This window comes from Bacillota bacterium, assembly GCA_012837285.1.
In the GTDB taxonomy this organism is placed as follows: Bacteria; Bacillota; DTU030; order DUMP01; family DUMP01; genus DUNI01.
In genome coordinates this window covers 16,122-31,130 of the sequence record DURJ01000078.1, presented here as the reverse complement: position 1 = coordinate 31,130, position 15,009 = coordinate 16,122, and the positions used below count along the sequence as shown (strand labels likewise).

Genomic DNA, 15,009 nt, shown 5'->3' with positions numbered 1-15,009 from the left:
GCCCATATTACCCCATTCGGCTATTCTCAGCCAACCGTCACCTTTGTCCGTAGCGCTCGGCCAAATCCTGCGCTTCCCGCTCCACAATCTCCGGCGGCAGTACCACCGGCCGACCGATAAGATGAGCGAAGATATAAGTCTTGGCACTGGCCTCCAAGAACTCACTGTTGCTAAAAGCCTGGGCCAAATCCTTACCGGTACAGACAGCACCGTGATTAGCCAGCAAAACGCCGTTACGTGGTCCCAAAGCTGCCACTGCATTCCGGGCCAATTCCTCTGTACCGATACTGGCATAATCAGCAGTCTTAAGTCCGCCGCCGAACACAGCGACAAAAGTGTCTAAGATAGGCGGAAACTCCTGCCTGATGGCGGCAATGGCCGCAGTAAAAACGGCATGAGTATGAATTACCGCGTTCACATCGGGCCGAGCCAGATAAATCAAGCGGTGCAGATGGCGCTCAATGGAGGGCGTACGGGTACCGGCCAGCTTCTTCCCGGCCAAGTCCAGCATCACAATGTCGTCTGCTTGGATCTCCGGATAAGGAATACCGCTGGGCGTAATAAGAAAAGCATCTTGGCCCGGCACTCGCGTACTAATATTCCCACCGGTACCAATGACCAATCCGCTGGATAAAAGTAGATTTCCGTAGTGGATTATTTCCCAGGTGCCAGGCACCTGGGAAAACCTGTTATTCCGTAGCGTAGTCATCGAAATACCCCTGTACCAACACTATCGGTGTACCCTTGTCGCCACTGCCGCTGGTTAAATCGCACAAGCTGCCCAGCAGATCCGTCAGCCGTCTGGGCGTTGTGCCTAGCGATTCCACCGCTTCCACAGTGCCGGTCTTCTTTTCCCTGAGCCTTAGTTTAATAGCTTCGTTCACCTGCTCGTGCCCTAGCCTACTCAGCTCATTATCGGCAATATACTTGAGCTTAACCTCGTGCGGCGTCCCTTCCAGTCCTTTGGTATAGCCCGGTGACACCACCGGATCGGCCAGCTCCCAAATCTTCCCCTGCGGATCCTTGAAAGCACCGTCGCCGTAGATCATCACTTCCACGTGCTTGCCGGTTTTGTCTTTAAGGACTGCTTGGACAGCATCTACAATCCGCTGGCAATCCCGGGGAAAAAGCTTGATGGTATTGTCAGTGGCTAAATTAGACCCCAGTAACCCAAAGTCCGGACTGTACCCGCTGCCGTTCACCGGCTTTGTCAAGATATCATCCAACCCTCGGACTACAGTTGCTCCCGCTCTCTTTAAAATCCTTTTTGTTCGTTCCCGGGCATGAACATTGGCCACCAACACTTCCGGGCTAAAGTCAAGGGCTACCCTGGGGTCGTTGGCAAAGTAAATAACTATATTGTCGTTTACAGCCAGTTCTTTATACATGCGCACATAGTCTATGCCGGTAAAAGGGTGTCTGACATGGTCGCCAAAGATCTTCCGGTACCTGTCTTCCGTCAACACATCAGTATACGGATTCAAACCCGCCTGGTCCATGATATCCATATCCATGAGCGAATTCCCCATTTCATCGGCGGGGTAGCTTAGGAATAAGTAAATTTTTCTCTCGCTCCTGGCTATCCCTTTTAAAATGGGGGCAAACCTGTTTCGACTAAGTATTGGAAACACCACCGCCATATCACCGCTAAACTTGTCCTTTATGTCCAGAGCTACATCCTGGATAGACACATAGTTCCCCTGAGCCCGTGCCACCAAAGATTCGGTTATACCGATCACCGCTCTATCTTGCAAGCAAAAGTTCTCCCTCTGCACAAACCGTAGAACCGAATCAACAATAACAGCTACTACATCGTCCCCCTCCTGGACAATGGGAGCTCGAATTCCGATGGCAACGGTACCTATTGTTCTAACCATATCTTAACCTCCCTCGCTATCCCAGCGACGATTTAGGGATTGCAGGCCGAGAACCGATAAATACCCCTCCCAATTAAAATAGTATATCAGACTACCGCAAAAAAATCTCAACAATATTCGCCGGAAAAATCAGTCCTTAATATGGATTGTGTCTATTCAGGGGTAAATGGCGTTATTAAATATCCAGCAATGCCCGTGGCACGGCAAATGAACAGATTACCCGTCATTCCTATTCCGAAGAAGCAAAGCGACAACGAAGAAGAGTTTTTGTGGCAATGGTGTGAAGGGGCACTTGTTCCACATACTTGTACCCGCTTCCTTGACTTTCTGATTACCCCTGAATAGACACTATGGATTAGGGGCTGCAAGTATGGTACCATATGGTATACACAGGCAGAAACAAAGTATGATAAGTGGTGAGCAGGACTGAGAAGGGAGGGTTAGTCAATGAGTTTTTGGAACCAGGTTAAACAACAGGCCGGTACACTGAAGGCGAAAACAGCCGAGAAGACACAGGAATGGCGGCTGCAAAACGAGATCAACGACATCCGGGTCCAAATCCAAAAGAAGCAGAATTCCCTGGGAGCACTGGTGTATCAGAGGCACAAGGAAGGCCGGGAGGATTACGACGCGTTGCTGCCTATTTTTAAAGAAATCGAAGCCTTGGAGCAGGAGATTGTCGAGATCGAGCAAAAGTTAGCTGAGCTAAAGATTAAGCCTGGCACATGCCCCAACTGCAACTACGAGAATATTCCCGATGCCCGTTTTTGTGCCAGCTGCGGAGTGCCTCTGCGGGAAGCTGCCGACACCCTGCCAGACGAGCCCAAAGAAGAGCCTCCAGCTGTAGTTTGCCCCGAATGCCAAGCTGAGCAGCCCCATGGGGCTAAGTTTTGCGCCCAATGTGGTCATACATTAGAATAAGGCATACCGGCACCGCTTAATCTACAGGCTAACCACATTACCAGCTTCTATGTAAACAGGCAAAGCCCCTGCCGTCGGCAGGGGCTTTGCATTCTCATATGATACCAACACTTGTCTTTATCCTAGTCTCGCTGCCCGACTAGAAGCTCCAGTTTGCCGTTAGATGCAAAAAGATAGACTTCGTCATATTGTATACCCGCTGCTGTAAGTTGCTCCTCCAGTTGCTCCCAATCCAACCCTGTCACCCTTGCCGCCAAGCCACAACTGGAGCTGATTTGCCGCGGCACCGGCATTAACTGAAAGCCCTCTATTTTGGACTTAAATGTACGGTCACATTTAAGAGCTTGGTGGGTGGAGGGAAAGGTTACTACCAAAGCCGTTGCCACTTTAGTTTCGTTTTTCACTTTTCTCTGTTAGCTCCTGGTTAGTCGAATCACGTGGTCTTCGCCTTCCGGTATTACCTCCACTTGACAACCGGCCGAGCGACCAAAACGACTCACGTTCTCCCGGGCCGCCCCGTTATCAACTAGAACTTCTATTACCTTCTCCTTTGTTCCCTCCACTGCCTTTTTGGCCAAGACCACCGGTTGGGGACAAGACAATCCCCGCGCATCTACTTTATAAGGCATGTTGTGCTTCCTCCTTCGTTTTTGCTGTTACAGCCTTAGGCATGCTTAGATAGCCAATGGCAGCTGCTACTATAATACCCACCAAAACAGCCACTTTGCCGTTAATCGTCACTCCAGCCGGTGAGGCCGCAATGGCAAAATTGTGGGCAAAGGCACCACCGGTCAACATGCCAAGAAAGGCAATAGCGGCATCGGCATCGCCTTCTCCCGCCAGTATGCATTGACGTAAGGGACAACCACCCAACAGCACAGATCCCAACCCGACCAGCACCATGCCAAGAAAATTCCAGAGACCATCGCTATGGGCCACCGGCTGCTCAGCAAAGCCTAGTTTGAAGGAGCTAACAGCCATGTTGAGCACCAAGGCCACCACAAAAATCATAACAAAGCCGCGAAACAAATGCGGATCGCGAATCAGAAATAAATCACGGATACCGCCCGCCATGCACAGGCGCGACCGCTGGGCTAACATCCCTACCACAGCACCTGCCACCAGGGCCATCAGCCAGGGAGCATGCATGGACCCCGGCCCCTTTTGGCTAAAAAAGATAAACTGCGGTGCCGTTACCAACAGAATCAGAAGTGCCACCGCCACTGCCGGCAGCACATAACCATTAATCGCCGCCACTTTGCCGCTTCGCCCCAAGGAAAACCCATTTCGTAAGAATTGCAGGCCTACCCAGATTCCAACTACAAAACCAATCAACCCAACTAATGCGTTCAAGTCGCCACCGGCCAAGCGCAAGACCATGCGCAATGGGCAACCTAGAAACACCAGCGCACCCAACATAACAAAGAACCCTAGAGTGAACCTAAGTAAGGGCGACGAACCACCGCGAGCCCTAAACTCCCCGCTGCCCACCGCCACCAGAAAAGAACCTAGAATAAAGCCCGGCACCTCTGGCCGTATGTACTGCACCACCTCGGCCCGATGCATTCCTAAAGCACCGGCAATGTCGCGGATAAAACAAGCCACACAAATACCCATGTTGGCTGGATTACCGGCCTTCATTAACCATACGCTAAGAGCACCGACCACTGCCCCCGCTGCTAAGACAACCTTTTTTTGATTCATTAAGCATCTCCCTCTTTCGCTTTCAAAATACGGCCTTAGTCTCATTATAAAAGCCTCAAATTAGACAAAGCAAATAGCATTTATTAATGCCTCCAATACCTCGTATTACTATGAGTAATAGCTCCTTGACAGAGCTGTTAGGGGATGGGATACTTGCAAGTGGGAGACATAGGGGGGAATACGCCGATGGAGCTAAGACAACTTACGATGTTCTTAACTATATCTAATTGTGGCACGTTTTCCGAAGCGGCCAAACGGTTATTTCTCTCCCAACCGACTCTAAGCGTCCAGATAGCGGCTTTAGAAAAAGAGTTGGGAGTAAAACTATTTGAACGGCAGGGAAAAAACCTGGCACTTACTCCGGCCGGACAAATTTTAACCCGTTATGCCAGCGATATGCTGGGGTTAAGAGATCGCGCCTTACAGGAGATCGCCCACTATAAGAATACCATTGCTGGCACTATCAGATTGTTTTCCAGTACGGTACCGGCCGATTACATATTGCCGCCCCTCATTTCCAAGTTTTTGCAGCTTCATCCTGAGGTGTACATCGAGTTACTGCGGTCGGACTCCAGCGCCGTCTGGGACAAAGTTTTAGCCTATGAAGCCGACTTTGGTATTGTTGGCACTTACCAAAACCTAGGTTCCATAGAATGCACACCGTTTTATGATGATGAAATAGTCATCATAACCCCAGCCACCGATAAGTACATGCGGTGGCCTCCGGTCATAGACCTTTCTATCTTATTGGAGCAACCGTTGGTGGTGCGTGAAGTTGGTTCCGGTACGCAAGAAACTTTCGAGGACGCCCTTGCCAAGCAAGGCTTCTCTAGCAATAAGTTGAAGGTAAGGACCCGGCTGGAAAGCATGGAAGCTGTCAAAACTGCTGTCTTATCTGGGCTGGGGCTGTCAGTAACTTCTCGGTTGGCGGTCAAGGCGGAACTAGCGACAGGAACACTGCTGGCGTTCTCGGTTCACGGCCTAAATCTAAAGCGTAAGTTCTATCTCATCAAACAGAAGAAGAAGGTACTATCGCCAGCAGCCGATGCCTTTTTTCACTTTATTTTAGCCGATCATAGGGGGGAATAACATGAACGTACGTAAGGTGTTCTTGGATAACGCTGCTACCTCCAATCCAAAGCCGGAAACTGTTCGGCAAGCCATGATGGATTACCTGTGCAACGTAGGGGCCAGCCCCGGGCGCGGCGGCTACAACCTTAGTCTGGAAGCCGGGCGCATTGTGCTTCAGGCACGGGAAGCCATCCATAACCTTTTTAATGCCCCCTCGGAAGACCATATTATCTTTACCCCCAACGTCACCTACGCCCTCAATCTGGCTCTGCAGGGACTGCTGCGACCGTTCGATCATGTCATAACCACCGGTATGGAACACAACTCCGTCATCAGGCCTCTGCGCGCTCTGGAACAAAAACGCCAAGTTGAAGTTACCGTTGTCCCCTGCGACCGCCAAGGATATTTAGATCCCCAGCACCTGAAGGCAGCACTTAAGCCCAACACCAGGCTTATTGTGTTCACTTATGCTTCTAATGTAAGCGGAACCATCCTGCCCCTGGCCGACATCGCCGCCATAGCCCATGAAGCCGGCGTCTTAGTGGTGGTAGATAGCGCCCAAACTGCCGGCGTCTTGCCGCTTGATTTCCAGCGCCATAACTTGGACGTCTTGGCCTTTACCGGCCACAAGAGCCTCTACGGTCCTCCTGGGACCGGCGGCTTAGTAGTCAGCCCCCAGGTAGCCGAGGAGATGGAACCCCTGGTTTTTGGCGGCACCGGCAGCAAATCAGACGACGAACACCAACCTCTCTTTTTGCCCGACAAATTTGAAGCTGGCACTGCCAATACAGTGGGGCTGGCCGGGCTGCTGGCCGGAATAGAATTCATTACCGCCACCGGCCCACAACAAATCGCCGCCCACGAACGGCATTTGGCCCACCTATTCATCAACGGACTCCGCAAAATGCCCCATCTAAAACTACATGGGCCCACCGTCGACCAAGACCGGGTCGCCACCGTCTCCATTACCGTTCCCGGCCACGACCTGGGATCGTTAGCCTACCGACTGGACGTGGAGTACGGCATTATGGTCCGCTCCGGCCTGCACTGCGCCCCACTGGCCCACAAAACCCTGGGCACCTTCCCCGAAGGGACTTTACGCTTTAGCTTCGGCTACTTCAACACCGAGCACGATGTTCTCTACAGCCTCGATGCGCTTAAGAACTTGACTGCGTGAGACTTCCAAACGAAAAAGTACATGTTTTCAGTTCCGAAAAAAGCCCCTGAAGCAACAGCGCAGCTCTTTGGCTGTCTGCTTCAGGGGTTTTTGTTGGGATAGGGGGTGCAAAAGAACAAATCAGAGTCAATAAGTCACCCGATGGCACGCCACCAAATGATCTACACTCACTTCTTTAAGATCTGGCTCTGTTTCTTGACATTCTCTGCCAGCTTGCGGACAGCGCGGATGAAAACGGCAGCCGGACGGTGGATTTATCGGGCTGGGGACATCCCCTTCCAGGGTGAAGCCCCGTCTTCCACTTTTTGCTTTAGGAACCGGGATCGAGGCCAGCAAAGCCTTTGTGTAAGGATGAGCCGGCTGCTGGAACAAATCGCCAGTAGCAGCCACTTCAACAAACTTGCCCACATACATTACGGCCACGCGATCGCTTATGTAACGGACCACGCTCAGGTCATGGGAAACAAACATGTAGGTTAAGTTAAACTGTTCCTGCAGATCTTTAAGCAGATTCAACACCTGAGATTGAATAGACACGTCCAATGCCGATACTGGTTCATCGCAGACAATAAACTCCGGGTTTAGAGCCAAAGCCCGGGCTATGCCAATTCGTTGTCGCTGGCCACCGCTGAATTCGTGCGGATATTTTTGGGCGTAAGCACCGCTTAAGCCCACTAAGCCAAGCAGCTCGTTAACCTTCTGCTTCTGCTCGGCTCTAGAACCCAGGCCATGTATAATCATGGGCTCGCGGATAATGTTGGATACCGTCATGCGCCCATTGAGAGACGCATAGGGGTCCTGAAAAATCATTTGCATATTTCGGCGCAGCTGTCGCAATTCTTGTTTGGAAAACAAAGTGATGTCCCGACCCCTAAAAGTCACCTTCCCACCTGTGCATTCTAACAAGCCTAACAAAAGACGACCCAAGGTGCTTTTGCCACACCCACTTTCACCCACCACACTGAAAGTCTCTGCTTTTTTAATGTCAAATGAAACACCGTCCACCGCCCGAACATGACCGGTGGGTTTCCCGAACATTCCTGACCCTATCGAAAAGTATTTCTTAACCTCTATCGCTTCTAACAAAGGTCCGGCCATGGCTAAGCTCCCTCCCCCGCTAGATACCAGCAACGAACATAATGTTCGGCTCCTACAGCTTCCAAGTAAGGCGATTCATGTATGCACACACTTTGGGCCAATGAACAACGAGGATGAAAAGCACATCCTTCGGGCATCTGGAGAGGGTGGGGTACAGAACCGGTAATAATGTGCAACCGCTCGGGATTACCTTGTATGCTCGGTATGGATTTCAATAAACCCTTAGTATAAGGATGCTGGGGTTGCTCAAATATGGTCTTGACGTCGCCTTTTTCCACTATCTTACCGGCGTACATAACTGCCACTTGTTGGGCCATCTCGGCAATAACTCCTAAATCGTGAGAAATAAGTATAAGGGCTGTTCCCAGCTTTTCTTTAAGATTGGTCATTAAGTTGAGTATTTGAGCCTGAATGGTTACATCTAACGCCGTTGTCGGTTCATCTGCTATGAGTACTTTGGGATTACAGGCTAGTGCCATGGCAATCATTACTCGTTGTCTCATACCGCCTGACAGCTGGTGCGGATAGTCCTTAAGCCGTTGCCGGGGAGCAGGAATCTTTACCATGGCCAAAGCTTCTGCTGCCATAGCAGTTGCTTCCCGCCGGTGGACACGCCCGTGAATCATGAAACTCTCCGCCACTTGGTCACCGATGGTATAAACCGGATTAAGCGATGTCATCGGTTCCTGGAAAATCATAGAGATTTCTCGTCCGCGGATAGCCCGCATCTCTCTCTCACTTTTCTGTAGTAAGTTCTTCCCTTCGAACAGCACTTGTCCCCTCCTGACTCTGGCTGACAACGGTAACAAGCGCATTATGGTAAGAGCGGTTACGCTTTTGCCACAGCCACTTTCTCCGACCAACCCGAGAGTCTCACCGGGACTAAGGGAAAAAGAAACATCCTGCAAAGCATGAATAGTTCCCTCATGAACATGAAAGGCGGTACTAATATTGTCCACTTCTAGCAATGTTCCGCTCATGGTCTTCCTCTCCAGTCGTTAGTTTTGCTTCTTCCTGATTTTAGGATCCAGGATGTCTCGCAAACCATCTCCGAGCAAATTCAATGCCAGAACACAAACAACAATAACTAGGCCCGGAAAGCTTATCATCCAAGGAGCACGTCGAATAAAAGTACGCCCCTCCTCCAGTATATTGCCCCAGCTGGGTATCTCCGGTGGTACTCCTACCCCAAGGAAACTCAAGGAGGCCTCAGAAAGCACAGCATAGGCAAAGATCATAGTTGCCTGGATAATAATAGGTGCTACGCAATTAGGAAGTATGTGGACCATGATGATTCTCAAATCGCTAGCACCCATTGATTTGGCCGCCTCAATATATTGTTGTTCCTTTTGAACCAAGACAGCGCTGCGTACCACTCTAGCCATACGGGGTGAATAGACTATCGCCAGTGCTACAACAACATTAATAAATCTGGCCCCCAGTGCAGCCATGATAGCAATTTGTAAGATAATAGCCGGAAAAGCCATCATCCCATCCAGTATACGCATGACCACATTATCGACAACACCGTAGAAGCCTGCCAGCAAACCCAGCATAACACCTACAACGGTGGTAATTGTGACAACACACACCCCTACTCCTAACGAAACCCGGGTCCCATAAAACACTCGGCTAAAAACGTCGCGGCCAAAGCCGTCAGTGCCAAAATAATGGGCCGGGCTTGGCGGCTGCAACCGCTTGGCAGGAGTCATATGATTGGGATGATAAGGAGCAAGAAAAGGTGCCAATACTGCTACCACTGTAAGAATAGCGATAACAGCAGCCCCGAATACTGCCCCTTTGCTTTTACTCAGGGCTCTTAAATAGTGTCGCACCAGACTGCCATCCTTGGCTAATAGTACGATTCCTTCATCGCCCATAGACAACTGCCTCCCTAAAATCGTATCCGGGGATCAAGAAAGGCGTACATAATATCAATAACCAGATTAATAAGCACGTAAGCACTGGCTATATAAAGAACAATGCCGGATATCAAAGGATAATCGCGCCGAAATACGGCGGTAATGAGCAACCGTCCTATGCCAGGAATGTTAAATATCTGTTCTGTAACAACTGCGCCTCCCATTAGATTAGCTAAACACAAACCAATTACTGTCACTGTGGGGATAATTGCGTTTTTTAAGGCGTGTTTAAATGTAACCGCCAGGCCGCTGGCACCTTTAGCTTTGGCGGTTCGGACATAGTCGCTCTGAAGAACTTCCAGCATGTTGGCTCGGGTCATCCTCGCTATGGCCGCAGCTTGCCCGGCACTCAAAGAAATGGCTGGTAGTATTAGATACCGCATGGAGGCCCCCATTCCGTACCGCGCTACCGGGGCGTAGCCGGCCACCGGGAAAAAGCTGGAAGGAAGAGCCACCTTCAGTATCAGCATCAAGCCAAGCCAGAAAACAGGAATAGCTACTCCTAAAGTACTGAGGCTCATGATCAGCTGATCCAAAAGGCTGTTGTGCCAAGCAGCAGCAATTACTCCGGCACTTATTCCTACGGTGACAGCCACAACCAACGCCAGCAGTGTAAGTAACAACGTAGCTTCTAAATGTTGGTAGATGGCCTTGGTCACAGGCATGCGCAGAAAAATAGACTTCCCCAGATCTCCTTTAATTACGTTCCGAAACCATTCGGTTATTTGCTTTAGAATTGGTTCCTTTAGCCCCATCTGCTCCGCCAGTTGCTCTATTTCTTCAGTTGTGGCTTCCGGTCCCAGCATCATAGCGGCTGGGTTACCTGGCAGAAGTCTCATCAGCACAAACACAATTACCGCCACAATAAGTAATACTGGTACAAGAGCCAGTAAGCGTTTGGTAATATACCTGGCCATTGTGCCCCCCCTTGCCTAATGCCAAGGATCTTTAGGTTTCCCATGGGTGTATCCCATGGGAAACCTAAAGTGGAACCAAACCTATTTTCAGTTATTCCTCTAACCAAACATTCCAGAAGAAAATCTCGTTCATATTCATAAACCCGTGCACGTCAGGTCCCAATAGCCTGAGATTTGAGTAATCACCTATTTTTACCACCGGTACGTCATCGTAGAAAATCTCCTGAATTTTTTCCATGGCTGCATAGCGGTCATCAAAGTTGTCGTTTTGCTCCATTTCTTCAAGCAGGGCTTGCACCTCTTCATTTTCCCACCAGCCGGCATAGCTCGGTCGTAGAAATGCCATCATAGTCGGGTCCGCCCTAAAGGTAAAGCCGGTGCTAAAAGCTTCCCAAAGTTCAGAGTTAGAACGCCGCTCAGTCACAGTAGCCCATTCCATTCGCTGCAGGTCGATGTTAAATCCAGCCTGTTCCAATTGGTTTTTTGCCGTTAACGAGAAATTGTACTCCAAAGGACCTGTCATCCAGCGAATAGGTTCGCCTTTATATCCAGCCTCAGCCAGTAGGTTTTTGGCCCGTTCGATATCCTTCTGGTTATACAATTCATCGCCGGCATTACTCCACCAAATCTGCTCCTTAAACATAATACTGGGATCAAGACGCCAAAAATCCCGATGGCCATAACCGGCATCCATGATGGGCTCCATATCTAGAGCTGCCAAAAAAGCTTGCCGGATGAGTTTGTTCGCCATTGGTCCTTGCTTTTTGTTAAGCACCACTGAAAACCAACCGCGGGGCTGTGAGGCAACAGCTACTAAACCGGGTAGGTCCTTAAGGCGGTCATACTCGTCCACAGGAACAAAATCAGCAAAATGGAAATCCCCACTCTCTACTCCGGCCACCCGTACCGAAGCATCTACGATGAAATGAAAGTATAGCTCATCCACGAATGCTTCCTTAGCTCCACCATAACCAGTAGCAGCAAATTCCACCGGCTTGTAGTTCTCATTCTTTTTCAGCTTGATATATTGATTGGGAACCCATTCCACAAATTCAAACGGTCCGGTGCCGATAAATTCGTCAACCGACTCGGCGCCGGCGTCAGCTACAATTTCTTCCGGATAGATGGCCGCCCCGCCATTGGGGATAGCCAGATAAACAAGCAAAGTTCCCACTGGCTGGGTCAGTTTAATTGTCAACCCATAAGATCCATCAGCTTCTATATAATCGATATTCTTAAAAAGCGCCTTACCATTGCTGGAAATTTCACCCCAGCGTTCGAGCGAAGCTACCACGTCAGCCGATGTGAGTTCCTTGCCGTTATGAAATTGAATACCTTCTCGTAGTTTGATGGAGTAAGTAAGTTTGTCTGCGCTTATCTCAGGCGTTTCGGCAGCCAGCATAGGTATCACGTCAAATTCTTCGTTAAGCGTGTACAGCTGTTCGAAAATGTGCCAGCCCACATGATAGACCAAGGTTGTAGTGGACACATGCATATCGATAGCCGGTGGCTCCGCATCGATTATTACTTTAAGCGCTCCTCCGTATGCCGGCTCGGCGTTCTTAGACTCCGATTCCTTTTCTGGCCCTGTAGGTGTACAACCAAACAGACTTATAACCAAGAATGCCACACATAATAGGCACACTATTCGTATCATTTTGCCTATTTTTACCGTACGATCTCCTGACACAGTACTTAACCTCCCTCCAGATAGTATCTAGTCATCATTTGGCAGCGACGTCAACAGTCCCTCGTTCCATTGGCAAAGATTAATCAACCGCCCTGGCACCTCTGTTAAAGAAGGTGCTGTCTCTTAAATTAACTACCCGATAGTTGACTTTACTTTGGCGTAAGACCTTCACCCCCCTTTCCGTAGTTAAGATATGGCCGGGCCTGGTCAGCGGTATCCCTTCTAGAGCTGAAAACTGGCCAGCGATAACAGTTGCGTGTACACGGCCAGTACAAGGATGGACCACAATGACATCAGCGTCGGCCCCGATAGTCAAATGGCCCTTGTTGGTAAAGCCGAACATGCAAGCCGGATTGTAAGCTAGCTTGAGTACCAGTTCCGATAAAGTAAGGGCTCCGAATTGAACTAAGGCCAAGCCATGCGATAAGATGACATTTCGTGGAATTGCCCCGCCATCGCTACTTATGGCATCAACAACAAACTCCCCCGAATCATGTTTTTCGGTGGCGCAGATCAAGGCAGCAGACCTTAGGTTGGCCGGAAAAGATACGCCCACCTGAGTATCTTCAGCCAGCCAGCAGCGATACGCCTCTTCTTTCCATATATGCTGCATTGTTCTGCCCACAAGACTATAGACGGCTGCCCGCCCGTCTAGCAAAGCCTGCCTTAACCCAGCCTCGTTGATTGGATATCCCAAGGCTTTCAGGCAGTTTCTCGTTACATGGCTCGCCGGTAATCCGTTCTCTCCTATGCGTCCGCTGCAGCCATTGAGCGGTGCCAGATGTGACTCCGACACAAGATTTTGTGCCTGCTTTAATATCGACAAGGCGCGCCCTATTTCCACCAGCGGTTCATCGATCAGACCGCGGCAATAAGAATTAACATGGGCAATATGTAATGGATGTCCAGATGCTAACTGAATCGCTTCTTCCAGGCCTAGAATATTGCTGCCAGTCTTGGTGCTACCCACATGGAAAGCTACATATGCACCTGACTCTGCGGCCGCCTCAATAACATTGGCTATTGTCTCCGGGGTTAGGGGATAATGTCCACCCAACAGCTTAACGCCTAAAGAGCCTTTATCTAATGCCCGCTGAACTTGTTCCATCGCCTCTTGCCGGGAAGCATGTTCGCTGCTAAGTCCAACCCCAGGCCACAGGCCTTCCAACACGGCTACATTAAGCCCACACCCATAAGTCATGATCTCGTCTATGACCACTTCCATAGGGCCTTCAAAATCGACGGCTGTTGTAACCCCTGCTTTGACTAACATGCGATATCCAGCTCCGAAGGCTTTGGGACGGGCAACATGGGCGTGAGAATCTACGATGCCAGGCATCACCAGCAGGCCTTCGCTCCACAGAGTGTTCTCAGCATCGGAGAGCTCTAGATCTGACGCTACCGCGGCGATTTTTCCATCTTTTATGCCCACATCCATTACTTGATCAACCATATTAACCGGATCCACTACATGTCCTTGCTTAATTAATAAATCATATTTTAGTTCTTGCATGCTAATGCTCCTTTATTGCAATACTTTTTTTGTCCCAGGTTCACCCTCCTAGATATAGAGTCCGTCCTTAACTTTTTCCACCATTCTTAGCGCTTCCAAGGATTTACTTTCATTTTGCATGGCAATGGACAAAACCAAGGCATTGCAGATGGTAGTGGCTGCGGCATATGAGTTGTAAAAACCTGGACTACTGGAATGGGCAATGAGAGATATGTCCGCTCCCTTAGCAATAGGAGAATAGGGTTTATCGGTAATGCTTATTACGCAGGCTTTTCGGTCTTTAGCTAAACTAATGGCCCGTAACGAGTCCTTCGAGTACCGGGGATAGCTTATAACTACCAGGCCATCGTTGCTGTCAATATAAGCTAACTGTTCAAATAGAACTAATCCCCCTGATGTTATTAATTCAACGTCTAGATGTAGACGCCTAAGATGAAAATGAAGAAACACAGCCAGAGACTCACAGCTGTTGAGTCCTAATATATAAAGCTTCCGTGCATTGCTCAGTGCCTCTATAGCTCGGTTCATGCTGTCTTTAGAAAAATCCGCAAAAGTTCTTTGTATATTATGAATATCTGTCTGGAAAATTTGTGTCAGGGCAGAGTCGATTTTCTCTTTCCGGCCTACGGACTTAATCATCTTTTCCGAAGGAGTTTCAGTTGCAGCAACACAGTTATACAGTTCCTTTTTCAGCTCAGCATAGCCGGAAAACCCGATAGCCTTGGCAAAGCGCACCACAGTAGCATCGCTGACACCGGCTTTCTTGCCCAGATCCAAAGCCGATAGATTAGCCACCTCCCGATAATGCTCTAAGATGTAGGCCCCTAAAGTCTGCTGACTTTCGGCTAGACCGGGAATCTTGTTGGAAATTACTTGTAGTATGTTCATATCCAATTTGTCCACACCCCGCTGTAGTTTCATCTACTACCATATATAGTCATGTAGTATTCCCTACTTCTCCATTGCCCACTCGATTCCTCTTATTCACTAATAAGATTCCGTCCTCGCCCCATTAAATTATTTTATATCTCTTTGCCCGTTTTGCTACTACACCAATCACATCGAAGCTCAAGGGGCGGCGGGGAAAAAGATGCCTCTGTACTTTACCCTATCAAAGAC

The 15,009-nt window shown here is 49.4% G+C and carries 15 protein-coding genes; 3 read left to right on the top strand and 12 right to left on the bottom strand.

The window, feature by feature from the left end; translation table 11 throughout:
• Positions 1–37 precede the first annotated feature (37 nt).
• Together GX016_04785 and GX016_04780 are read right to left on the bottom strand one after the other, a co-directional pair.
• The gene (locus tag GX016_04785) at positions 38–709 is read right to left on the bottom strand and encodes a class II aldolase/adducin family protein (GenBank protein ID HHT70878.1); all 672 of its coding nucleotides are present in this window, start codon (positions 707–709) and stop codon (positions 38–40) included.
• A complete protein-coding gene (locus tag GX016_04780) occupies positions 690–1,877 on the bottom strand; it encodes a F420-0--gamma-glutamyl ligase (protein HHT70877.1) in 1,188 nt (395 codons plus the stop codon). Before GX016_04780 ends, GX016_04785 begins: the two co-directional genes overlap by 20 nt.
• Before the next feature lie 447 nt (positions 1,878–2,324).
• Here GX016_04780 and GX016_04775 point away from each other — a divergent pair, with 447 nt between their 5' ends.
• A complete protein-coding gene (locus tag GX016_04775; protein ID HHT70876.1) occupies positions 2,325–2,798 on the top strand; it encodes a zinc-ribbon domain-containing protein in 474 nt (157 codons plus the stop codon).
• A gap of 122 nt (positions 2,799–2,920) precedes the next feature.
• Here GX016_04775 and GX016_04770 read toward each other — a convergent pair whose 3' ends face one another.
• The 3 genes from GX016_04770 to GX016_04760 are packed head-to-tail and all read right to left on the bottom strand — an operon-like array spanning position 2,921 to position 4,502.
• A complete protein-coding gene (locus GX016_04770; GenBank protein ID HHT70875.1) occupies positions 2,921–3,202 on the bottom strand; it encodes a DUF3343 domain-containing protein in 282 nt (93 codons plus the stop codon).
• Between the two features lie 9 nt (positions 3,203–3,211).
• Positions 3,212–3,427, bottom strand: coding sequence for a hypothetical protein (locus GX016_04765; protein ID HHT70874.1), 216 nt, complete (start codon positions 3,425–3,427; stop codon positions 3,212–3,214).
• Positions 3,417–4,502, bottom strand: coding sequence for a YedE-related selenium metabolism membrane protein (locus GX016_04760; protein HHT70873.1), 1,086 nt, complete (start codon positions 4,500–4,502; stop codon positions 3,417–3,419). Before GX016_04760 ends, GX016_04765 begins: the two co-directional genes overlap by 11 nt.
• A gap of 186 nt (positions 4,503–4,688) precedes the next feature.
• Between GX016_04760 and GX016_04755 the strand changes: the two genes are divergently transcribed.
• Both GX016_04755 and GX016_04750 read left to right on the top strand, forming a co-directional pair.
• Positions 4,689–5,591 carry a LysR family transcriptional regulator gene (locus GX016_04755; protein ID HHT70872.1) on the top strand — a complete coding sequence of 301 codons (903 nt, stop codon included), beginning with the start codon at positions 4,689–4,691 and terminating at the stop codon, positions 5,589–5,591.
• A 1-nt stretch (position 5,592) separates the two neighbouring features.
• Entirely contained in the window at positions 5,593–6,750 is a 1,158-nt protein-coding gene (locus GX016_04750; GenBank protein HHT70871.1) for an aminotransferase class V-fold PLP-dependent enzyme, read from the top strand.
• A gap of 126 nt (positions 6,751–6,876) precedes the next feature.
• Here the strand turns inward: GX016_04750 and GX016_04745 are convergent, their stop codons facing one another.
• The 7 genes from GX016_04745 to GX016_04715 form a co-directional block, all read right to left on the bottom strand.
• Entirely contained in the window at positions 6,877–7,848 is a 972-nt protein-coding gene (locus GX016_04745; protein HHT70870.1) for a dipeptide ABC transporter ATP-binding protein, read from the bottom strand.
• A 2-nt stretch (positions 7,849–7,850) separates the two neighbouring features.
• Positions 7,851–8,828 carry an ABC transporter ATP-binding protein gene (locus GX016_04740; protein ID HHT70869.1) on the bottom strand — a complete coding sequence of 326 codons (978 nt, stop codon included), beginning with the start codon at positions 8,826–8,828 and terminating at the stop codon, positions 7,851–7,853.
• Between the two features lie 18 nt (positions 8,829–8,846).
• Positions 8,847–9,728 (bottom strand): ABC transporter permease, encoded by an 882-nt coding sequence (locus tag GX016_04735; GenBank protein HHT70868.1) that lies wholly within the window; start codon positions 9,726–9,728, stop codon positions 8,847–8,849.
• Positions 9,729–9,742: 14 nt separating this feature from the next.
• Positions 9,743–10,687 carry an ABC transporter permease gene (locus GX016_04730; protein ID HHT70867.1) on the bottom strand — a complete coding sequence of 315 codons (945 nt, stop codon included), beginning with the start codon at positions 10,685–10,687 and terminating at the stop codon, positions 9,743–9,745.
• 91 nt (positions 10,688–10,778) lie between these two features.
• Positions 10,779–12,377, bottom strand: a complete 1,599-nt coding sequence (locus GX016_04725) for an ABC transporter substrate-binding protein (protein HHT70866.1) — start codon at positions 12,375–12,377, stop codon at positions 10,779–10,781.
• A gap of 79 nt (positions 12,378–12,456) precedes the next feature.
• Entirely contained in the window at positions 12,457–13,890 is a 1,434-nt protein-coding gene (locus GX016_04720) for an amidohydrolase family protein (GenBank protein HHT70865.1), read from the bottom strand.
• Between the two features lie 48 nt (positions 13,891–13,938).
• On the bottom strand, positions 13,939–14,784 hold the full coding sequence (locus GX016_04715) for a MurR/RpiR family transcriptional regulator (GenBank protein HHT70864.1): 846 nt from the start codon (positions 14,782–14,784) through the stop codon (positions 13,939–13,941).
• Positions 14,785–15,009: the final 225 nt, after the last annotated feature.